Raw genomic sequence first — 23,172 nt, 5'->3', positions numbered from 1 at the left:
GGTAATTAGTTCGCCATTAGCTCTTATTAAAACTTACTTGTTATGAAAAAGCTATCTTGTTCAGGCCTTGTTCATCCATTTTTTTTGATCATTATCATTATACTGATCTCAATTCCGATGGGTTTCTATGGCATGTATCTCTATATTGCCCCATCTTTGCCTGAAATGTCCACGCTTAAAAAGGCACCTTTATTAAAGCCTTTACAAGTATTTAGTTCAGATAATGAATTAATTGCCGAATATGGTGGCAAGCTTTCTGTTCCCGTGAAATATGAACAAATTCCACCCGAATTTATTCATGCTTTCCTCGCCGCTGAAGATTCCAGCTTTTTTGAGCATAGCGGAATCAGCTTTAAAAGCTTGGGACGCGCACTCAGTGAAACGGTGACTGGCTCGGATGTACAGACCGGCGGTTCGACCATTACCATGCAAGTGGCAAAAAACTATTACCTTAGCCCTGAACGGACGCTGAAGCGTAAACTGACAGAAATTTTTCTGGCCCGTAAAATTGAGCAAAACTTAACTAAAGAAGAAATTCTGACCTTGTATGTCAATAAAATTTTCTTGGGAAAAAATGCTTACGGCATCGCAGCAGCAGCTAAAATTTACTATAACAAGAGCTTAGAAGAGCTTTCAATTGCACAAATGGCCATGATCTCTGGCCTACCTAAAGCACCTTCTCGATATAATCCGGTCGCCAATCCCAAGCGCGCCCTGGAACGTCGTAACTGGATTCTGGGCCGTATGCTGCAACTGGGCTATTTAAATCAGAGCCAGTATCAGCAAGCCATTGCTGAACCGGTAAATTTAGATATGCCTGATCGGAGTACCCGTAATAAATTCCCGTATGTCGGCGAAATGGTACGTTCTGAACTGGTACAAAACTTTGGTGAACAGGCGGTAGATTCTGGTTATAAAGTCTATACCACCATCCATAGTGAACGTCAGGCCTATGCGGAGCAAGCCGTACAGGAAGGTTTAGAAGCCTATGACCGTCGACATGGCTGGCGTGGTGCTGAAGCACATGATCAACCCCTCGACAAGTTCCGTGCCTATGCCAACACCTATCCTGCGCAAGTAACTCAGGTGGGTAATTCCAGTTTTGAAGCACTCATGCAGGATGGAAGCAGCGTGACTGTTCCCTGGTCAGGTATGTCCTGGGCGCGTCGCTTTCGAAACGTTAACAGTGTAGGTGGTGCACCGAGCAAAGCATCCGAGATTGTCAAAGTCAAAGACATTGTTCGCTTAAGACCCAATGAAAATAAAACCTCTTGGTCATTGGTGCAGATCCCCAATGTGCAAGGACAATTGATTGCCATCAATCCAAATAATGGTGCGATTGAAGCCATTGTCGGGGGATATAACTTTTATCAGTCGAAATTTAACCGTGCAATCCAAGGCTGGCGTCAACCCGGCTCTACCATTAAGCCTTTTGTTTATGCCCTGGCTTTAGAACGTGGCATGACGCCGCATACTATGGTCAATGATGCACCCATTACCATTGGCAAATGGACGCCACGTAACTCGGATGGCCGTTATCTGGGCATGATCCCCCTACGTCGTGCACTTTATCTGTCACGTAATACAGTCTCAGTGCGCTTATTACAGGCCGTCGGGATTGAACGTACACGTCAGTTATTCATGGATTTTGGTTTACAAGACAGTCAGATTCCACGTAACTATACTATTGCATTAGGCACCCCGCAGGTCCTCCCGATTCAGATGGCGACTGGCTATGCTACCTTTGCCAATGGCGGTTACCGAATTCAGCCGCACTTTATTACCCGTATTGAAGATGCCTATGGCAATACCATCTTTGAAGCCAAGCCTGAATATGCCTGTATTTCATGTATTAATGAAAAAGAAGAAACAGTTCAAGCCACTGACCCTATTACCGCAGATGACGAAGCAATTGCAATCAATAATACAACTTTAGAGCAAAAACAGGCCGCACCTAAAGTCTCTGCCGAAGACAGTAATTATCGTCAGGCACAGCGTATTTTAAAATCCAGTTCTGCCTATGACATGGCCAACATTTTGCGTGATGTGATTCAACATGGTACCGGTCGTGCTGCATTAAGAATTGGTCGTAGTGATATCGGCGGGAAGACCGGTACCACTAATGATGCCAAAGACGCCTGGTTTGCTGGCTTCAATGGCAAGCTGGTCACTGTCACCTGGGTAGGCTTTGACCAGCCGACCACCTTAGGTCGCCGTGAATATGGTGGTGTGGCAGCTCTACCGATCTGGACCGATTTTATGGGCAAGGCATTAAAAGGCCAGCCAGAAGCATGGGTACGTTTAGACCGCAATGCCAAGGCACCGGTAAATCGCAACAAGGCGGTTCAGGCTGATGAAGCACAGAATGATCCGTCTTCTCCACCTCTGGCGACAGCGCTTTACCGTCCTGCACCTGTGGTCGTCCCGAAACGCACAGAAACTGACTTTGAGGATTTACCAGATCAACCGATTCGTTTACCAGATGATGAAGGTTCTGCACCTCAAGAACAGCCTCTTCAGCCGAACCGGGTAGACTCACTGGAAAATCTGATCGAAGAAGTCCAGTAATCTGACGATATAAAAAAGCCCTCAGTTGAGGGCTTTTTTATATGCATTTTTTATTTTTTCTGGAACAGGTAAATCTGATATTGCGCCATCAATTTAAACTGATCCTGCTGTTCGAGTGCTAAACGGTGTTCAGGTTTGGCCTTATAAGCATATGGCGTCATCGCAATCAGGTTTTTTAAATCTGCCTGTTGCAAAATCATCGCTGCATCAATCACCTGCTCACTAACCAGATTAAACTCATCTTGCAGTTGCTCCACAAACTTTTGTGGCTCATGTGGTTTGACTTCTTCAAATAAAGCCTCACGCATGGCATATAAATGTTGTGGTGCCGGCGTCACTACCATCAAATAAGATTTTGGTTTTAGGACTCGCAGGATTTCCTGTTTGGGAATTGGACTAAACAAGCTGGTACACAGATCAATCGACTCATCTAATACTGGTAAAGTCGCTCCGGTTCCTACGACCCAAGTCACCTCTTTATTCAGTTTGGCTGCGACCTGAACCGCATTCTTGGCAATATCAACCCCGACGCATTGCAGCACTTCGGCCCGCATGGCATTCGTATAATAACCTTCGCCACAACCAATATCTAAAAGGTTTTCAATCCGCAACTCGCGAATCTTTTCCACGACGGCCTGTTGCAAAGGCGCATAATAACCTGCACTAAGAAATGCGCGACGTGCCTGCACAGACTCAGGCGTATCTCCCGGATTTTTACTGTGCTTGTGCTGAACCACATGCAGGTTCACATAGCCCTGTTTGGCAACATCGTAACTATGATGATTCTCACATCGCCATGTTCTTTCATTTAAGCTCAACTGCTGGCGACAGACTGGGCACATGAGTAAATTCATCATTTTCTCCAAAACAAAAAAGCCGGCATGCGCCGACTTTTTCTCATGCATTTCTTAACGCAATTTTAAGGTCATTAGACCCAAAACTACCAGCATAATCGTAATAATCCAGAAACGGATCACCACCTGGGTTTCACGCCAGCCTTTCTTTTCATAATGATGATGCAGCGGCGCCATCAGGAATACGCGTTTATTACGCATTCTTAATGAACCAATCTGCAGGAATACTGAAATCGCTTCCACTACAAAAACACCAGCCATAATCGCAAATACGATTTCCTGACGCACCATGACGGCAATCGTACCGAGCATTGCACCGAGAGATAAAGCACCGACATCACCCATAAACACTTGGGCTGGATGGGCATTGTACCAAAGAAAAGCTAAACCGGCTCCGATCATGGCAGCACAGATCACCACCAGTTCAGAGGAATATTTCACATAAGGAATATGCAGATAATTGGCAAAACGCACATCACCGGCCAGATAGGCAAATACGCCCAGACCTGTAGCCACCAGCACGATTGGCATGATCGCCAGACCATCCAGACCATCGGTCAAGTTCACGGCATTGGATGCACCGTTAATGACGAAATAGGTAAAGATAATAAATCCAATACCTAGCGGAATCATTGACAATGGAATGCTTAAGTCTTTAAAGAATGGAATCAGCAGATCCAGCATATTCGCAGTATGCACCGGATTGCTCTGTTGCTGCGCAATCACATACAAGGCTATACCAGCACCCAACGAACCCACTGAAGTCCAGAAGAATTTTTTCTTCGCAGGCAAACCTGCATTGTCTTTATAACGGATTTTGATCCAGTCATCGGCCCAGCCCACGGCACCGAAAATCACCATTACACCCAGTACAATCCAGACATAAGGATTAGACAGATCCGCCCAGAGTAAAGTCGAAATCCCGATTGAAAGCAGGATCAGCACCCCGCCCATGGTCGGTGTACCCATTTTCTTGGCATGGTTTTCAGGGGCATACGAGCTGACTGCCTGACCATATTTCAGCGCCTGCAGCTTGCGAATCATGATTGGGCCAAGCACCAGGCCAATGGTCAGTGCCGTCAAAACACTGAGTAAAGCACGTAAAGTTAAATAACGAACCACCTGAAACGTGCTGTCAAAGCCCGCCAGAAGGTCAAATAGCCATAACAGCATTTAGAGTTTCTCCATCAATGCAGCCATCAATGTTTCCATATGGGTAAAACGCGACCCTTTAAACAGGAAAGACATTGGCTGGGGATGATGTGTTTCAATCAAATCAATTAAAAATGGCAAAGCCTGCTCCTGATTCAGGAAAGCCTGCATTTTTTTACCATATTGTGTACTACGAGCACCTTCTTGTGCGGCAGGCGCAAATTCACCCACAGCCACCACAAAATTAATGCCTTTCACCGAGACCAGATCCCGACCGAGCTTGTAATGCTCGATTGCGGCAGATGAACCGAGTTCACCAATATCGCCGGTGACCATGATCCGGATGCCTTGCTGTTGTGCCAACACTTCTGCTGCTGCACGCATCGAACCCGGATTGGCATTGTAGGTGTCATCAATAAATAAATAGTCTTTGTGCGGAATAAAGTTCAGACGACCTTTCGCACCCACTGCCTGTTCCAGGCCAGCCACGATATCATCCAGACCAATACCGATCGCCAGGGCAAAAGCTGCTGCTGCGGTCGCATTTTCAACATTATGCTCACCGGCAAACGGCAACTGAACTGTTTTGGAGCCTTGTGCTGTATTCAGGGTAAAGCTTGAAGATTGAGCTTCAAGTACTACATCGCTGGCATAGACTTCACCACCAGCACCAAAACTTAAGCTTTTTTCAGTTCTTACTGCGGCACGAATGACTTCAGCAAAATCATCTGCAGCAGGAATAATTGAGGTTTCAGAGATATGCGCATAAATCTCGGATTTCGCGCGGCAAATCCCGTCACGACCGCCAAATTCACCTAAATGCGCAGTCCCGATATTAATGATCCCCGCCACATGCGGCTGCACCATTTTTGAAGTGTAATCAATTTCACCCTGATGACTTGCACCGAGTTCCATTACTGCATATTGATGTTCAGGACGCAGCTCAAGCAACATCACTGGCACACCAAGGTCATTATTCAAATTACCACGTGTCACCAAGGTCGGTGCCAGACGCGACAAGATGCTCCCCAACATTTCCTTAGTCGTGGTCTTGCCACTACTGCCGGTCAAGGCAATCACTTTGAGCTGAGGATTCTGCTGACGGCGATAAGCACCCAACAATCCCAATGCCAGACGGGTATCTTCTACCACTAGCTGGCAAATATCAGCATCCACCGGACGGCTGACAATGGCAATGTCACAACCTTGAGCCGCCACTTGCGCAATAAAGTCATGTGCATCAAAACGCTCGCCTTTCAGCGCAAGAAAAGCATCACCTGCTTCTGCATCACGTGAATCAGTCAAAATCCGCTTGATCTGGCCTGCAGACTTTTTATCATTCAGCCAGTAGCCTTGGGTGGCCTGCTGTAATTGTTCTATGCTCCACGGCTCCAGCGCCGCAGTACTTGTTGTTGAGGTATGCATATCTGAATCCTAATGCGCTGAATAGGCTGAATCTGTACTGCAATGCTGGGCATCAATCGCCGCCTGCACTTCGATCACGTCATCAAACCAGTGACGTACGCCATCAATTTCCTGATAATTTTCGTGCCCTTTCCCTGCGATCACGACAATGTCACCCGCCTGCGCGTGTTTAACCGCAAACTTGATCGCTTCACGACGGTCATGAATTTCATGATAGGTTTTGCCGGAAAAATCAATGCCATTTTTCATATCCGCAAAAATTTGTGCCGGATCTTCGGTCCGCGGATTATCCGAAGTGAGTACTGCAATATCCGAACCGTCTAAAGCAGCCTGAGTCATCAGGGGACGTTTACCGCGATCACGGTCGCCACCACAACCAAAGACTGCCCAGAGATTTTGCGAGACATGCCGTTTCAAGGTCACCAGAACCTGAGTCAGAGCATCCGGAGTATGCGCATAATCCACTACAAACAGGCGCTCACCATCACGTAGCACCTGCATGCGACCTGGCGCACCTTTAAGCTGTGTTACAGTTGCAATCAAATTGTTCAGGTCAAAACCAGCCTGCTCCGCCATGATCAGACTGGCGACCAGATTTTCAATATTGAAATGACCCAGTAATGGACTGTTAACCACATATTCAGCAGAAGCAGTTTCTAGTTTAAAGTTCGCACCTGAAATGCTGTACTGAATATCCTGAACCTGATAATCCGCTTTTTGCTTGGTGGAATAAGTCAAAATTTTAGGCTGTGCCGGATTATTTTTCGCAGCATCCAGCATGATCTGTGCATGTTCATCATCAATATTGATGACAGCCACTTTTAAAGATTTAAATCGGAATAAACCAGACTTTGCTTCTGCATAAGCTTGTAGCGTTCCATGATAATCCAGATGGTCACGACTCAAATTGCTGTAGCCCGCAATCTCGATATCACAACCATTCAAGCGGCCTTGTTCCAGACCATGCGAACTGGCTTCAATCGAGGCAAACTCCGCACCGGCCTGCGCATAGCCATGCAAGGCATTTTGCAGTTGCAAGGCATCCAGGGTGGTATGCGAAGATGCTTCTAGGTTCGGTAAAATTCCATTACCTGTTGTGCCCATCACCGCACAGGCTTTACCTTGCAGCATGATGAATTCAGCCACCAAGCGAGAAATCGTGGTTTTACCATTGGTGCCGGTGACTGCAAGAATACGCGCAGCCGCAACGGGTTGGATTGCTTGCAAATACTGCTTTTGCCATTGCCCCATGAGATGACGTACATCTGCCACCATCAGATTTGGAGATACATCCAGTTCAGTTTCTGAAATCACGGCTAATGCGCCCTGCTCTAAGGCTTTCTGGGCAAATTGAGCAGTTTTTTCCGGTTGTGACAGACTGGTCAAGGCAATAAAAATCTGTCCGGGTTTAACTTTACGACTATCCAGCTCGAAGCCCTGAAAGGATTGCTTCATCCAGTCAGCGACATCGTGAGGGGTGTAGAGATCTTGAAATGTAATAGACATTGATCACCTATTTACTGGACTTTGGGAGGTTCTAAAGGTTTGTCCAGAGGGACATTCAGCAGACGCAAGGATTCCTGCATCACGCGGGCAAAGACTGGTGCAGATACGGTACCGCCATAGTAGGTGCCTTGTGGATTTTCTACCACCACCACCATGGCAATCCGTGGATCACTGACTGGTGCTACGCCGGCAAATAAAGCCCGATATTCACTGGTCGAATAACCTTTACGGTCGGCACGCAACTTATGTGCAGTACCGGTTTTACCTGCCACGCGATAACCTGGGATGGTGGCGCGAGTTGCCGTACCACCTGGTAAGGTTGCGGTTTCCATCATCAGCAGGACCTGATCGGCAATCTTGGCATCGATCATCTGTTCACCCTGCGGCTGCTCTTCCAGCTTGTACAGGCTCAGCGGCATTTTTACGCCTTTATTGGCCAACATGGCATAGGCATCGGCCAGTTGTAACACGGTGGCGTTCAGACCATAGCCATAAGACATAGTCGCCACTTCTGATACATTCCATTTGCTTGGTGGAAGAATCAAACCGGCACTTTCCCCCGGGAATTTCACTGCTGAACGCTGACCAAAACCCAGACGTTTATAGAAGGTTGGTAAGGTTTCATACGGCAGCGACAAGGCCAGTTTCGCCACACCAACGTTAGAGGATTTCTGGATAATGCCACCCAAGGTCAACTGACCATAGTTATGCGTATCACGAATGGTATGATTACCGACCCGCATACTGCCCGGTGTGGTATTCACCACTGAATTCGCCGTATATTTGCCACTTTCCAAGGCCATTGCTACAGTCAGCGGCTTCATGGTCGAACCCGGCTCGAACGAATCGACTGCACCGCGGTTACGCATGGCATCCTTGTTGAGCAGGCTGTTTTTATCATTCGGGTTATAGGATGGCCATGAGGACAGCGCCAGAATTTCACCGGTTTTGACATCTACCGCAATCGCAGTCGCTGAACGGGCATTATTGGCAACACCGGCCGCCGTCAGCTCACGGTACATAATATATTGCAGACGCGAGTCGATACTCAAGGTAATATTTTCGCCCGGCTCAACTTCTTTAATCACTTCAGGTTCTTTGACCCGGTTGCCTTTTTTATCGCGAATGATCTGCTGCTCGCCATCCTTTCCGGAAAGACGGCTATTCAGCTGCATTTCCAGACCTTCAATGCCGCTGCCTTCGCTATTGGTCAAGCCAATAATCTGAGAGTTTGGCTGCGGCTGCGGATAATAACGTTTATAGTTTTTCTCGGTATATACGCCCTGAAAATTACGTTTCATGATCAGTTCGGCCTGTTGTGGGGGAACTTCTTTTTTCAGAATCAGATAACGTGAACGCGGACGTTCTTCTATTTTTTTGCGCAGTTCTGCCCGATCCATACCCACTGCATCAGCCAGCTCATCCAGATTCAGGTTTTTATCCGGTAGCTGACGTTTGAGCTTGCGGCTATTCGGTTCTTTTTCCAGCGCCAGCATGGTCTCGTCATAGAGTTTTTTATTGTCAAAATAATCACGTGGATCAATCACAATTTTCATGATTGGAGTACTGATCGCCAATGGAATGCCATTACGATCATAAATTACGCCACGCATCGCCTTGATGGTATTGGTTCTTAAAATATTGGCATTGGCTTTATTTTGCAAAAAATCTTTATTAATAATCTGTACATAGAAAGCACGGCAAATCAGTGTCACAAAACACAGCAGCACCACCGCCCACATGATGTAAAAACGATTGATATAAACATTTGAGGCATTTTTGTCGGTGACCGATTGTTTTTTACGTACCGGTTGCTTCTTTCTCTTGTCTACCATGTCGGAACGCTAGCCTTATTTTTTCTCATCTGAAGTTTGTGGTAAGGAAATCACGACACTTTGTGAAACCGGAGGTGAATACATACGCAGCTGTGTCACTGCACGCGTACCGATCTGTGCCGTCGCGCCAAAAGTTTGCTGTTCAATCAGCAAACGCCCCCACTCTGCATTCAGGTCATCCCTTTCACGCAGATAGGTACTCAGCTTTCTGTTGTCCTGACGGTATTCAAATACCTGAAATACCACAAATACTGCACTGATGAAGACCATCAGTATCAGCATGAGATAGATTGTAACTTTTTTCAGCCACAATTTTTCTGTTTTTTTATCAACCACTTCCGTTTTCATGATCTGCCTATTAAGCTAAACGTTCTGCTACCCGCAGCCATGCGCTACGTGAACGAGGATTGGCTTTGACCTCCTCATCACTGGCTTTAACACGAGAAACTTTCTTTAAACGTCGCGTATCTTTCTGTTGTTGTGGCATTCCCCAGCCTGAATCTTCTTCAAGCGTTGACTCTTTTTGAATAAATTGTTTAATCAAACGGTCTTCCAGTGAATGGAAGCTAATCACCGCCAAACGTGCTTCAGGTTTCAAGATTTCAACGGCCTGAGGCAAGAAGATTTCAATATCTTCTAATTCCTTATTAATAGCAATACGAATCGCCTGGAAAGTACGGGTCGCAGCATGCTTATTTTTTTCCCATTTCGGGTGTGCTACTTTTACAATCTCAGCCAGCTTTGCCGTGGTATCAATATATCCGGCAGCCTTAATTGCCTTGGCAATACGGCGACTATAACGCTCTTCACCATATTTAAAAATGATATTCGCCAGCGCTTCTTCTTCAATCTGGGTCAGCCATTCTGCTGCGGTCGGACCTTGCGAGTTGTCCATACGCATATCCAGCGGGCCATCTTTCATAAAACTGAAACCACGTTCAGCTTGATCCAGTTGCGGTGAAGAAACACCCAGATCTGCCATTACCCCATCTACCTGTTCAATGCCCAGTTCAGCCAATGCATCTTTCAGATCAGCAAAGCTGGCATGAATAATTTTAAAACGTGAATCTTCTTGTTCGAGTTCAGCCGCCACCGCCAGTGCTTGTGGATCTTTATCAAAGGCATAGACGCGTGCATTTTCATCTAATTTGGACAGCAATAAACGCGTATGTCCACCACGGCCAAAGGTTCCATCCACATAAGTTCCCGTATTGCGACCCGCCAACAAGGCATCAATCGTTTCGTGAAGTAATACAGAAATATGTGACATAAAAACTCAATCAATAGGGGGAAAAATTTAACTGCACATTATCACCCTGTTTAGGCAAAGCTCCAAACGACTTTTTGTAGATAAATATTACTTTCCATAGAGAAAACCGTTTTAGCATTTTTCTCATACAAAAAAGCCTCCAGTTTTGGAGGCTTTTTTCAATCTAGATAACTTCGCAGATCAATTAACGTTTGCTGTTATAAATCTGGTCGAAAATTGCACCATTCACAAAATGGGTTTTCTGTGCATTGGCCCAACCACCAAAGACTTCATCAATGGTAAAGGTTTTGATTTTAGGGAACTGTGCCGAATATTTCGCTAATACTTTTTCATTACGTGGACGATAGAAATGTTTAGCTGCCATTTCCTGACCCAATGGTGAATACAGGTAATTGATATAACCTGTTGCTAACCATTTATTGCCATTTTTCTCTACCGTACGATCCACAATCGCCACTGACGGTTCAGTTAAAATCGTAATTGATGGATAAACGATATCAAACTTGTTTTTACCCAAGGTTTTTTGCGTTACTAAAGCTTCATTTTCCCAAGTCAGCAATACATCGCCAATCCCACGCTCAGCAAAGGTGGTCATTGAAGCACGTGCAGCAGAATCCATCACTTTCACGTTCTTATAAAGTTTGCCGACAAAGTCCTGTGCTTTGGCTTTATTACCGCCTGGCTGTTTCTCGGCATAACCCCATGCAGACAGATACACCCAACGCGGCAAACCACCGGTTTTTGGGTTCGGCGTAATAATTTGTACGCCTGGTTTGGTTAAGTCATTCCAGTCCTTGATGCCTTTCGGATTGCCCTTGCGTACCATGAATACAATCGTCGAGGTATAAGGTGCCGAGTTGTGTGGGAATTCCTTTTGCCAGCCCGGCTGAATCTGACCAGATTTCACAATTTCTTCGATGTCGTTGGCGAGTGCCAAAGTCACCACATCACCTTTCAAGCCATCAACCACAGAACGTGCCTGTTTGCCCGAACCGCCATGTGACTGCTTGAAATTCACATCCAGACCGGTGCGGTTTTTCCAGTAAGCGCCAAATGATTTATTAAATTCATCATAGAACTCACGCGTAGCATCATAGGATACATTCAGAAACTGACGGTCTGCTGCTTGTGAAGCAGTCGCGGTCATGCCTAAACCAGTCGCCAATAAGGCAGCACTAAATAACGATTTTAATTGAATTTTCATGGCAGCACAGAGTTTATCTTCATTAGATATAACTATATGAAATAAAATCATTTATCGCAATTCACCCTACAACATCACAACACGATAAAATGAAAGGTTTTTCTGTTTAATATTTTGTTTTTAAAAGGAAAATATTATGTGTTATTCTACTTATATCTAATATATAGAATTTTATGCATTAGATATAAAGAAAATGGATAACACTTTAGCCATTTTCCTTATTCTATTTAGACTACCGCTCACTTATCTTTTTTCATTGTAAATCTGGTCATAAATCGCCCCATTCACAAAATGTGTTTTTTGCGCTTTGGCCCAACCACCAAAGACTTTATCAATGGTAAAGGTCTGGATTTTCGGAAACTGGTCTGAATATTTGGCAGCCACTTTGGCGTCCCGCGGACGGAAGAAATATTTCGCAGCAAGCTCCTGCCCTTTCGGTGAATACAAATAGTTCAAATAACCTTTGGCCAGATGGGTATTGCCATTTTTATTCACGTTTTTATCGACAATGGCTACCGATGGTTCGGCCAGAATTGAAATCGATGGATAGACAATATCGTACTTGTCTTTACCCAGACCTTGCGTCGCCAGCAAGGCTTCATTTTCCCAGGATAAAAGCACATCACCAATGCCGCGCTCGGCAAACGTCGTCAGTGAACCACGGGCACCGGAATCTAAAACTTTGACATTTTGATAAAGTTTTTTCACCAACTCTTTGGCTTTCGCATCATTCCCGCCAGGCTGTTTCAGCGCATAACCCCAAGCAGACAGGTAGATCCAACGCGGTGCGCCACCGGTTTTTGGGTTTGGGGTAATAATGTCCACACCCGCTTTGGTCAGATCATTCCAGTCTTTGATTTGCTTTGGATTCCCTTTACGCACCAAGAATACAATCGTAGACGTATAAGGTGCCGAATTACTCGGAAACTCTTTTTGCCAGTCTTTCTCGATTAAACCTGCATTGACGATTTCTTCGATATCATTGGCCAAGGCCAAGGTTACGACATCGGCCTGCAAACCATCGACCACCGAACGTGCCTGCTTGCCTGAACCGCCATGCGACTGTTTAAAATTAACCGTTTGTCCGGTTTTCTGCTTCCAGAACTTGCCAAATTCTTCATTATATTCCTGATAAAATTCACGGGTCGGGTCATAAGAGACATTCAGGAAATGTTTGGCAATAGAATTCTGTACTGCTGTTCCCACTAAAATTGTCAAGATTGCGGATGCTATTATTTTTTCATCTGATGTAACTCATTGTTTATATGACCCGCACTATACAAATCAAAAATAAACATAACAATCATACATTTATAACAATATCTACAATCTATTGCTGATTTTGAGATATCTTCTAACAATTAAATCCGGATACATATTCTGCCAGAAAAGTAATCTTCTGCTACAATATAAGACAGTTCTTCACGTTCTCTTCACAGTTGTCTGTTAAAAATAGGCCACCAAAACAGGAAATTACGATTTTTGGTAATTTTCCACAGAGTTATATTATTTCTTTTGTAAAAAATGTGACTTGGTTCTACTTCTTTATGATCAACTGTGATTAAATTGTAGACAGAGTATTAAAAAAACATTTTTAACAAAATAAAACCAACCAGAAGTAAGGAGGAAGTTTGGATATGAAATTTACATTATTCACAGCCAGCATCCTAAGCCTGATTATGTTGTTCTCGATTCAACTCGGTCATGCCGTCGTTGTGAAGACAGATTTGCCGAAGCCTACAGTAAGCACTGTTGAAAGCAAGACTTCGCCGATTGAAAAAGCGATTCAGCAACAAAAAACTGAAAAAACACTTCAAACAGAAGATAATCTAAAAGTCTTAACTGCATTTAAAGTCGCACCTTCGCAAAATTTCTTTGCAGAACAGAATTACCGCTTCACCCGCTTTGTCCAAAGTATTTTTTCGAGTGCTCATTCTTAATCAGCATCAACAGCGCTGAATATTCCCGGATTTAAAAGCCACATCACTCAATGTTGAATAAAGCATTAAGTGATGTGGCTTTTTCGCTATAATAGCTGCAATTTTATATCTAAGATTAGATCCGGCTATGACTGTTCGTACTCGTATTGCACCTTCTCCTACTGGTTTTCCGCATGTAGGTACTGCCTATATCGCCTTGTTTAACTTATGTTTTGCTAAACAGCATGGCGGTGAATTCATTCTTCGTATTGAAGATACTGACCAACTGCGCTCAACGCCTGAATCTGAAAAAATGATCCTGGATTCATTGCGCTGGTTGGGTCTGAACTGGTCTGAAGGTCCTGATGTCGGTGGCCCGCATGCGCCGTATCGCCAGTCAGAACGTATGGATATCTATAAAAATTATGCCTTGGAACTGGTAGAGAAAGGCCATGCTTTCTACTGTTTTGCAACTGCAGAAGAACTAGATCAAATGCGTGCAGAACAGCAGGCACGTGGTGAGTCGCCACGTTATGATGGTCGCGGTCTGAATCTCACTCAAGAAGAAGTTGAGCGTCGTTTGGCCGCTGGTGAACCACACGTCATCCGTATGAAAGTACCAACCGAAGGCGTATGTAAATTCAATGACATGCTGCGTGGCGAAGTGGAAATTCCATGGGCGCAAGTAGACATGCAAATCCTGCTAAAAACCGATGGCCTCCCAACCTACCATTTAGCAAACGTAGTAGATGATCATTTGATGCAAATCACCCACGTAATTCGTGGTGAAGAATGGATTCCATCTGCGCCGAAACATCAGTTACTGTATCAATATTTCGGTTGGGACATGCCGGTACTATGCCACATGCCACTGCTGCGTAACCCGGATAAATCTAAGCTGTCTAAACGTAAAAACCCGACCTCAATTAACTACTATAGAGACATCGGTGTACTACCTGAAGCCTTGTTGAACTACCTAGGTCGTATGGGCTGGTCAATGCCAGATGAAAGTGAAAAATTCACTCTGGCAGAAATGATTGAACATTTTGATATCAAACGTGTATCACTTGGTGGTCCGATCTTTGATGTCGAGAAACTAAACTGGTTAAACGGTCAATGGATCAAGGCACTCAGCCCGGCTGAACTTCTAGACACATTATTGGCCTGGAAAGCAGATCGTGCCAAGTTAGAAGAAATTGCGGCTGCGATTCAACCGCGTATTAACCTGCTGTCTGAAGCAGTAAATTGGTCTGCGCATTACTTCAACCACTTCCCGACCCTGTCTAAAGAACAGTTTGAAAGCAAGAAACTGTCGGATGAACAGGTACGTCAAAGTCTTCAATTCGCAATTTGGCGTTTAGAAAGCCTGTTTACTTGGAATAACGACACGGTGAGCCAGACCTTGATGGACTTGGCGACACAGATGGAAATCAAGTTACGTGATTTCATGCCTGCGTTCTTTATTGCGATCGCCGGTTCGACTGCGTCTACACCCGTGATGCAAACGATGGTGACCATTGGTCCTGATTTAACCTTTGCACGTTTACGTCATGCGCTGGAAATTGTCGGTGGTCCAAGCAAAAAAGAGCTGAAAGTCTGGGAAAAACTCAATGAAAGCTTAAAGTTGCCGAAAAATGAAGCAGTTGATCAAGCTTAATTAATTTTTGTGTTGACGTGTGAGCGCGATATCCCTAATATAGCGCTCACACAGACTGGGGTCATAGCTCAGTTGGTAGAGCGCTACAATGGCATTGTAGAGGTCAGGAGTTCGATCCTCCTTGACTCCACCAAATCAAGTCTTGCTTTAGCTGTGTTATTTGCCTCAATTGTCCCTATCGTCTAGAGGCCTAGGACATCGCCCTTTCACGGCGGTAACCGGGGTTCGAATCCCCGTAGGGACGCCATATTCAAGATGACCATAATATATTATGGTCATCTTATAAAAAACCCAAGCATTACGACTTGGGTTTTTTATTGCCTGTATATTTTATGTTGGGCAATATTTCGGTTTCTTCGCATCTTCCGATAAAATAATCAGTAATTTAGAATTTTGGAGTTGTAATGCAATATCGTTGCCCTAAGTGTCAAAGCCCGAAAATCATGCCAGTGGCCCAGCCAGGTCAAGCAGCTCCACGTCCAGTGGTTCCTAAAAGCTTAATGTTTCTGGTCCCTGCCCTGTTCCTGTTATTATTACTGGTCATTATTAGCATCGCGATGTGGATTTTTGGCGATGGTGCAGGTACCACTTTACAGACTGCGACTGTGATCGTCTTTATTCTTTCTTTGATCGCAGGTTTTATGTTCTATAAAGATCTACCTGATTTTAAAATTTCAATGCAGGCATTCATGCAAACACAAAAGAAATGGAAATGCCGTGAATGTAATCATGAGTGGGAAATCTAATTTACCCTCCACCATATAATAAACATAAAAAAACCAGCCCTGAGGCTGGTTTTTTTATTTACAAAAGTCGGAGATGATTAAACACCGATTTTGCGATATTTTTGACGCTTCGCTACAAGATCATCACCATCACGCTTACGGCGATATTCTTCAAACTCAGCATAGTTACCAGTGAAGAATTCAGGGGTTTCACCTTCAAATGACAAGATGTGCGTTGCAATACGGTCCAGGAACCAACGGTCATGCGAGATCACCATCACAGTACCTGGGAATACCAGAATGGCATCTTCAAGTGCACGCAAGGTTTCGATGTCCAAGTCGTTTGATGGTTCATCGAGTAGGATAACGTTAGCACCCATTTGCAGGATTTTCGCAAGTTGTAAACGGTTACGCTCACCACCTGACAATTGACCTACGCGCTTTTGCTGATCTTGGCCTTTAAAGTTAAAGCGACCGATATACGCACGAGATGCGATTTCGTAATCACCAATCTTCAAGATATCTAAACCACCAGACACTTCTTCCCAGACAGTTTTGTTGTTGTCTAGCGTGTCACGGATCTGACCGACATAAGCCACTTTAACCGATTCACCCAGCGTTACCGTACCGGTATCTGGTTGCTGTTCGCCAGTCATCATACGGAATAGCGTGGTTTTACCCGCACCGTTCTCACCCACGATACCCACAATTGCAGCAGGTGGTACTGTGAACGTTAAATCTTTGTACAGTAAGCGATCACCAAACGATTTACTGATGCCTTCAACTTCTACAACCTTGTTGCCCAGACGTGGGCCAGGTGGAATGTAGATTTCAGAAGTTTCGTTACGTTGCTGGAATTCGCGCGAGTTAAGCTCTTCAAAACGCTCCATACGCGCCTTGTTTTTCTTTTGCTGACCTTTGGCATTAGAACGAACCCATTCAAGTTCTTTTTTCAATGCTTTAGCAAAAGATTCTTCCTGCTTGTTCTCTTGCTCTAAACGGGCATTTTTCTGCTCAAGCCAAGAAGAATAGTTACCTTGATACGGAATACCCATGCCACGGTCAAGCTCAAGAATCCATTCAGCTACGTTATCCAGGAAGTAACGGTCGTGCGTAATCGCAACGATGGTACCCGGGAAGTCTTTCAAGAAACGTTCCAACCAAGATACAGAAGAAGCATCTAAATGGTTCGTCGGTTCATCGAGAAGCAACATGTCTGGTTTAGACAGAAGTAAACGGCAAAGTGCCACACGGCGGCGCTCACCACCTGAAAGCTTAGATACATCTGCATCCCAAGCAGGCAGGTTCAATGCTGCAGCCGCTTGATCCATCTGGTTGGCAAGGTTATGTGCATCCCAAGTCTGGATAATCGCTTCAAGCTTCTCTTGCTCTTTCGCAAGTGCATCGAAATCTGCATCTTCTGCTGCATATTCAGCAAAGACTTCATCCAGACGCGCTAAAGCATCAAGAGGTTCACGTAAACCATCTTCAACGTTACCACGAACGTCTTTGGTTTCATCTAAAGGTGGTTCTTGCTCAAGATAACCGATTTTTGTACCCGGTTGCGCACGTGCCTCACCAGAGAAATCTTTATCTACGCCCGCCATAATACGAAGCAAGGTAGATTTACCTGCACCGTTTAAACCAAGCACACCAATTTTAGCACCTGGGAAAAATGATAAGGAGATGTCTTTCAGGATTTCGCGCTTAGGCGGAACCATCTTCGACACTCGGTTCATCGTGTAAATATATTGGGCCACGTAGGACTCCTCAACTGAAAAACCAAATGGGGTTAAAACAACCACCCCAGCTCAAAAATGAGCGAAAAAATAATCGGCTATTATACGCAGAAAGCTGCGAAAACATAAGCCATTGCCATGAACTTCAATGCATTGTTACAAGTTTATTGCTGATGTTTTTTTAAACAGTTGTTTTCAGTAAAATAAATGACTCAAATCCAGGCCGATATATGAATATTTCATATATTTATTTCAATAAAATTGCACTTTTACTCATATGTGAAAATGCTACACTCAAGCCATAAACTTAAACAAGAAGATCAAACAGAATGAGTTATAAAGCAGAAACCCTTGCGATTCATGCAGGTTATACCCCAGAAGCAACCACCAAAGCTGTGGCAGTGCCGATTTACCAAACCACGTCTTATGCCTTTGACAATACTCAACATGGGGCCGATCTCTTTGATTTAAAGGTTCAGGGCAATATCTATACCCGAATTATGAACCCGACCACTGCGGTTCTGGAACAACGTGTTGCAGCACTGGAAGGCGGGATCGGAGCACTGGCTTTGGCCTCTGGCATGGCTGCGATTACCTATGCCATTCAGACCATTTCTGAAGCTGGTGACAACATTGCTTCTGTGTCAACACTATATGGCGGTACCTATAACCTCTTTGCACATACCCTACCAAAACAGGGCATTGAAGTACGTTTCTTTGATTATGAAAAGCCGGAAAGTCTGCGTGACTTGATTGATGAAAAAACCAAACTGGTTTTTGTTGAATCGATTGGTAATCCACTGGGTAATATTATTGATCTGGAAGCCATTGCTAAAATTGCACATGAATATGGTGTACCGGTGATTGTCGACAATACCGTTGCCACCCCAGTACTACAAAAATCTTTCGACTTTGGTGCAGATATTGTGGTGCATTCCCTGACCAAATATATCGGCGGTCATGGCAATTCAATTGGTGGCATCATTGTGGATAGCGGTAAATTCCCGTGGGGTAAATACCCTGAACGTTTCCCTGCCCTGAATACGCCTGATCCAAGCTACCACGGCGTGAACTATGTCGAAGTTTTGGGAGAGGCGGCTTATATCGCCCGTGCCCGTGTAGTGCCACTGCGCAATACCGGCGCTGCGATCAGTCCACAAAATGTATTCCTGATTCTGCAAGGTCTGGAAACCTTAAGCCTACGGATGGAACGTCATACTGAAAACGCACTGAAAGTCGCTGAATATCTGCAAAAACATCCTAAAGTGAAATGGGTTAATTACGCCGGCCTAAAAGATCACCCACAGCATGCCTTGGCACAGAAATATGTGAAAGGTAAACCGTCTGCCATTCTGACCTTTGGGGTAGAACATGGTCTCGAAGGCGGCACACGTTTTATTGATGCCCTGCAATTGTTCACCCGTCTGGTCAATATCGGCGACGCTAAAAGTCTGGCCTGCCATCCGGCGACTACTACGCATCGTCAGCTCAATGCCGAAGAGTTAAAATCGGCAGGCGTCAGTGAGGATATGGTGCGTTTATCCATTGGGATTGAACATAGTGATGACCTGATTGCCGATCTGGAACAGGCGCTGGCGGCCGTTTAAAAAGGTGCCCGAGCCGCTTCGAAACCTCATCATTTTGGTGAGGTTTTTTTATTTATTTTCTAAAACAGCCACTTGCTTTACTTTTTATTTTCATGTTAAAAGTTAAATGAAAGAGTGAACACAAATAGAGCAATTACTCTAATTTTTATTTTAATTTCAATACTTTAATTTATAGATTTTCCTGAAGAATTGGTTATCATATCTGGACTCACCTTCGCTCTCATCTTCTGTTAGAGCGCCATAGACCTTTAATAAAAATAATTTGAACGCTGACTTCAAATTAGGGATAACAAACGTGAAAACTAGACTACACAAACAACTGGAAAAACGTGTTGCAGGTAAAACCGTCCTGATTACCGGTGCATCCAGCGGTATTGGTTTAACGACAGCACATCAACTGGCTGATGCAGGTGCCCATGTTTTACTGGTGGCCCGTACTCAGGAAACCCTAGAACAAGTAAAATCAGAAATTGAAGCCAAAGGCGGCAAAGCCTCAATCTTTCCATGTGATTTAAACAATATGGAAGCGATTGATGAAGTTTCCAAACAGATTATTGCCTCAGTCGATCATATTGATATTCTGATCAATAATGCAGGACGTTCGATCCGCCGTGCCGTGCATGAGTCAGTAGATCGTTTTCATGATTTTGAACGGACCATGCAGCTGAACTATTTCGGCGCCGTGCGTCTGGTGATGAATATCCTGCCGCAAATGATGATTCGTCGCGCGGGTCACATTATTAACATCAGCTCAATTGGCGTACTGGCCAATGCTACCCGCTTTTCGGCCTATGTCGCATCAAAAGCTGCGCTGGATGCCTTTAGCCGCTGTTTGTCTGCAGAAGTGCATTCACATAAAATCGCAATCACGTCGATCTATATGCCTTTGGTGCGTACTCCGATGATTGCGCCAACTAAAATTTATAAATATGTCCCAACGCTCTCTCCGGAACAGGCGGCTGACCTGGTTGCCTATGCGATTGTGAAACGTCCGAAGAAAGTGGCGACCGGTTTGGGCCGTCTGGCTTCCATTACCTATTCAATTGCACCGGATATCAACAATGTCTTGATGTCGATTGGTTATAACCTGTTCCCAAGTTCAACTGCATCTATGGGTCAACCACAAAAATTAAACTTGGTGCAAAAAGCATATGCACGTTTGTTCCCGGGCGAACACTGGTAATTTTTCAGACGGATGATTGCTGGAAATACGAGCCGCCGACTGGGCGGCTTTTCTCTGTCTCAGTTTTGCAAGATCTGAAATAAAGTGGACTGATTTAAAAAACCACGACACGCCTGTCCTGATCAACACAGATTTTTGCCGCAAATGCTGCGAGATCACGTACACTATCAGCGGATATTTCCTATCCGTATTTTTATATTTTGATTGAAATGATGGAAACCCTTATGAACAACGCGCAATGGCTCGATGAAGTAAAATTTAACGAACAAGGATTAGTCCCTGCCATTGCCCAGCATCATCAAACTGGACGTGTGTTGATGGTAGCCTGGATGAACCGTGAAGCCTTGGCTTTAACTGCCGAAAAAAATCAGGCAGTGTATTTCTCTCGTTCACGCAGCAAGTTATGGCATAAGGGCGAAGAATCAGGACATTTTCAGACCGTACATGAAATCCGTCTGGACTGTGATGCCGACGTGATTGTGCTGCAAATTGAACAGCATGGTGGCATTGCCTGCCATACTGGCCGTGAATCATGCTTCTATCGCAAGCTCACGCCAAATGGCTGGGAAATTGTCGATGCACAGTTGAAAGATCCCTCTGCGATTTATGGCGAAAAATCCACGAATCCGCATACGCTGGCGATGGAAGCGTCAACCGCCCAATCTGAACAGGTCGAAGTCCTGTCTTATCTGGGTCAGATGATGGCAGAACGCAAACAGGCCGATCCGGATTCTTCTTATGTAGCCAAGCTCTACCATAAAGGCTTGAACAAGATTCTGGAAAAAGTGGGTGAAGAAAGCTTTGAAACTGTGCTGGCAGCCAAAGACTTTGATCAGGATGCTTCGGTAGACCATAAAAATGATCTGATCTATGAAGTGGCAGATCTTTGGTTCCATACCATCGTCATGCTCGGTTATTTCGACCTGGATGTGCAATTGGTATTAAATGAATTGGCACGTCGCCAAGGCTTGTCTGGTCTGGTTGAAAAAGCCAACCGTCAGCATTAAGCCTTGAATTCATCTGTGTCTGATTTAAAAAAACCGACCGCGACCTATGAGCAGGCCACTGCCATTGATAACGCACGTCTGGGCAAATCCTTTAAGGTGATTGCCTATGCAGGTACAGGTAAAACCACTACCCTGCAAATGATCAGTGATGCCATGCCGCAAAAACGCGGCATGTATCTGGCCTTTAACAAAGCCATTGCCAGTGAAGCGCAGGCCAGGTTCCACCGGGGTGTGGATTGCCGGACTTTTCACTCGCTGGCATTTCGCAGTGTTCCACGTGGAGTGACCGACAAGCTGCGTCTGCCACGCTTGAGTCCGAGTTTTATTGCCAAAGAGTACCGGCTTGAACCGATGACCATGCGCCGCATGATGGGTGGACGTTATGAGAAATATGTCTTGATGCCTTCGCGTCTGGCGAGTTTAGTCGCCAATGGTGTCGGTTATTTCTGCTCGACCAGTTCGCAATACCCTGCTCCGCGGCATATTCAGGCGCCGAGCTGGTTGCATCCGGATGATATCGAGACTTTACAGAAGAAACTTTATCCGGCAGTCGAACGACGCTGGCTAGAGTCGATTGATCCAAATCATCAGGCCGGCATCGGTCATGACATTTACCTGAAACTCTGGGCACTGTCCGAGCCGAATATCCCGGCCGATTATGTGCTGTTCGATGAAGCTCAGGATGCCGATCCCTTAATGCTGGGGATTCTACTGAAACAGCGCAGCACCCAGGTGATTTATGTCGGTGATGCCCATCAGCAGATTTATGCCTGGCGTGGTGCAGTCAATGCCATGCAGCAACTGCCCTTACCAGAATCACGTCTGACCACCTCATTTCGTTTCGGTCCTGAAATTGCCCTGAATGCCAATGCCATTTTAGGTGCCCTCAATGAGACCGTACCTTTGCTTGGCAATCCGCTATTAGACTCTAAGGTCGTGAATAAACCGCATACCAAAATGCGTGATGCAATTTTATGCCGAACCAATGCCCGCGCCATGGAATTGTTATTAGCGGGTTTAGTTCGTGGTGATAAAGTCAGCCTGCAAGCCGACCATGTCAAACTGAATCGTTTTGTCGATGCGGCCGCCATGCTGAAACAGGGCAAACGTGTGGTTGATGTACCGGAACTGGCCTGGTTTAACTCCTGGCATGATGTCCATGAATACTGTGAAACCAATGAAGGCAGTGACATCAAGCCACTGGTCAAACTGGTGGACGAACATGGGACTGATCCACTAAAAAAAGCCCTGGCTAAAATCACCCCGATTGCCCAAGCTGACTATATTATTTCCACGGCACACAAGGCCAAAGGTCTGGAATGGGATCGGGTTCATATTGAAGATGACTATCAGTTTAAGCTGAATGAAAAAGATCATAAAATTAGTGATGAAGAATTAAGATTACTTTACGTGGCTTGTACACGTGCTAAAGTGAGTTTAAATATTCATCACATTTATGACCTGATTCAGCAACTGAAGATCAAAATGCCGCAGTCGCTTCGGCAGGCAGTCGGTTAAGGT

General features: G+C 45.1%; 18 protein-coding genes and 2 tRNA genes. 10 read left to right on the top strand and 10 right to left on the bottom strand.

Going from position 1 to position 23,172, the window contains the following annotated elements; translation table 11 throughout:
- Nucleotides 1–42 precede the first annotated feature (42 nt).
- Complete coding sequence (ponA, locus tag G4D73_RS11100) at nt 43–2,568, top strand: penicillin-binding protein PBP1a (protein ID WP_213686772.1); 2,526 nt, start codon at nt 43–45, stop codon at nt 2,566–2,568.
- A gap of 50 nt (nt 2,569–2,618) precedes the next feature.
- On the opposite strand, the gene G4D73_RS11095 is transcribed toward ponA, so the two are convergent.
- The 9 genes from G4D73_RS11095 to G4D73_RS11055 form a co-directional block, all read right to left on the bottom strand.
- On the bottom strand, nt 2,619–3,422 hold the full coding sequence (locus G4D73_RS11095) for a putative RNA methyltransferase (protein ID WP_213687747.1): 804 nt from the start codon (nt 3,420–3,422) through the stop codon (nt 2,619–2,621).
- A gap of 54 nt (nt 3,423–3,476) precedes the next feature.
- Nucleotides 3,477–4,595, bottom strand: coding sequence for a phospho-N-acetylmuramoyl-pentapeptide-transferase (mraY, locus tag G4D73_RS11090; RefSeq protein WP_213686771.1), 1,119 nt, complete (start codon nt 4,593–4,595; stop codon nt 3,477–3,479).
- Complete coding sequence (locus G4D73_RS11085) at nt 4,596–5,999, bottom strand: UDP-N-acetylmuramoyl-tripeptide--D-alanyl-D-alanine ligase (protein ID WP_213686770.1); 1,404 nt, start codon at nt 5,997–5,999, stop codon at nt 4,596–4,598. It lies immediately after the preceding gene.
- A gap of 9 nt (nt 6,000–6,008) precedes the next feature.
- Entirely contained in the window at nt 6,009–7,505 is a 1,497-nt protein-coding gene (locus G4D73_RS11080) for a UDP-N-acetylmuramoyl-L-alanyl-D-glutamate--2,6-diaminopimelate ligase (RefSeq protein WP_213686769.1), read from the bottom strand.
- Between the two features lie 11 nt (nt 7,506–7,516).
- Nucleotides 7,517–9,340, bottom strand: coding sequence for a penicillin-binding protein PBP3 (gene ftsI / locus G4D73_RS11075; protein WP_213686768.1), 1,824 nt, complete (start codon nt 9,338–9,340; stop codon nt 7,517–7,519).
- A 15-nt stretch (nt 9,341–9,355) separates the two neighbouring features.
- Complete coding sequence (gene ftsL, locus G4D73_RS11070) at nt 9,356–9,622, bottom strand: cell division protein FtsL (RefSeq protein WP_370940785.1); 267 nt, start codon at nt 9,620–9,622, stop codon at nt 9,356–9,358.
- 76 nt (nt 9,623–9,698) lie between these two features.
- Nucleotides 9,699–10,610 (bottom strand): 16S rRNA (cytosine(1402)-N(4))-methyltransferase RsmH, encoded by a 912-nt coding sequence (gene rsmH, locus G4D73_RS11065; protein WP_085064331.1) that lies wholly within the window; start codon nt 10,608–10,610, stop codon nt 9,699–9,701.
- A gap of 184 nt (nt 10,611–10,794) precedes the next feature.
- Complete coding sequence (locus G4D73_RS11060) at nt 10,795–11,814, bottom strand: sulfate ABC transporter substrate-binding protein (protein ID WP_129717172.1); 1,020 nt, start codon at nt 11,812–11,814, stop codon at nt 10,795–10,797.
- A gap of 243 nt (nt 11,815–12,057) precedes the next feature.
- Nucleotides 12,058–13,035, bottom strand: a complete 978-nt coding sequence (locus tag G4D73_RS11055) for a sulfate ABC transporter substrate-binding protein (protein WP_228305209.1) — start codon at nt 13,033–13,035, stop codon at nt 12,058–12,060.
- A gap of 416 nt (nt 13,036–13,451) precedes the next feature.
- Between G4D73_RS11055 and G4D73_RS11050 the strand changes: the two genes are divergently transcribed.
- The 5 genes from G4D73_RS11050 to G4D73_RS11030 all read left to right on the top strand — a co-directional run bounded on the left by G4D73_RS11050 (nt 13,452) and on the right by G4D73_RS11030 (nt 16,136).
- Complete coding sequence (locus G4D73_RS11050) at nt 13,452–13,754, top strand: hypothetical protein (RefSeq protein WP_004281126.1); 303 nt, start codon at nt 13,452–13,454, stop codon at nt 13,752–13,754.
- A 127-nt stretch (nt 13,755–13,881) separates the two neighbouring features.
- Nucleotides 13,882–15,390, top strand: coding sequence for a glutamate--tRNA ligase (gene gltX, locus G4D73_RS11045; protein ID WP_213686767.1), 1,509 nt, complete (start codon nt 13,882–13,884; stop codon nt 15,388–15,390).
- 57 nt (nt 15,391–15,447) lie between these two features.
- Nucleotides 15,448–15,523: transfer RNA gene (locus G4D73_RS11040), tRNA-Ala, on the top strand.
- Nucleotides 15,524–15,561: 38 nt separating this feature from the next.
- Nucleotides 15,562–15,637, top strand: a tRNA-Glu gene (locus G4D73_RS11035).
- A gap of 157 nt (nt 15,638–15,794) precedes the next feature.
- Entirely contained in the window at nt 15,795–16,136 is a 342-nt protein-coding gene (locus tag G4D73_RS11030) for a membrane protein (RefSeq protein WP_004281123.1), read from the top strand.
- 77 nt (nt 16,137–16,213) lie between these two features.
- Here the strand turns inward: G4D73_RS11030 and ettA are convergent, their stop codons facing one another.
- The gene (ettA, locus tag G4D73_RS11025) at nt 16,214–17,875 is read right to left on the bottom strand and encodes an energy-dependent translational throttle protein EttA (protein ID WP_004281122.1); all 1,662 of its coding nucleotides are present in this window, start codon (nt 17,873–17,875) and stop codon (nt 16,214–16,216) included.
- Nucleotides 17,876–18,183: 308 nt separating this feature from the next.
- Here ettA and G4D73_RS11020 point away from each other — a divergent pair, with 308 nt between their 5' ends.
- The 4 genes from G4D73_RS11020 (at nt 18,184) to G4D73_RS11005 (ending at nt 23,169) form a co-directional block, all read left to right on the top strand.
- Nucleotides 18,184–19,461 carry an O-acetylhomoserine aminocarboxypropyltransferase/cysteine synthase family protein gene (locus tag G4D73_RS11020; RefSeq protein WP_213686766.1) on the top strand — a complete coding sequence of 426 codons (1,278 nt, stop codon included), beginning with the start codon at nt 18,184–18,186 and terminating at the stop codon, nt 19,459–19,461.
- 295 nt (nt 19,462–19,756) lie between these two features.
- A complete protein-coding gene (locus tag G4D73_RS11015; protein ID WP_213686765.1) occupies nt 19,757–20,644 on the top strand; it encodes an SDR family NAD(P)-dependent oxidoreductase in 888 nt (295 codons plus the stop codon).
- Between the two features lie 224 nt (nt 20,645–20,868).
- Complete coding sequence (hisIE, locus tag G4D73_RS11010) at nt 20,869–21,651, top strand: bifunctional phosphoribosyl-AMP cyclohydrolase/phosphoribosyl-ATP diphosphatase HisIE (RefSeq protein ID WP_213686764.1); 783 nt, start codon at nt 20,869–20,871, stop codon at nt 21,649–21,651.
- 15 nt (nt 21,652–21,666) lie between these two features.
- Nucleotides 21,667–23,169, top strand: coding sequence for a UvrD-helicase domain-containing protein (locus tag G4D73_RS11005; RefSeq protein ID WP_213686763.1), 1,503 nt, complete (start codon nt 21,667–21,669; stop codon nt 23,167–23,169).
- Nucleotides 23,170–23,172: the final 3 nt, after the last annotated feature.

Source organism: Acinetobacter sp. WY4 (assembly GCF_018438165.1).
In the GTDB taxonomy this organism is placed as follows: Bacteria; Pseudomonadota; Gammaproteobacteria; order Pseudomonadales; family Moraxellaceae; genus Acinetobacter.
This window is presented reverse-complemented; position numbering and strand designations above follow the sequence as displayed.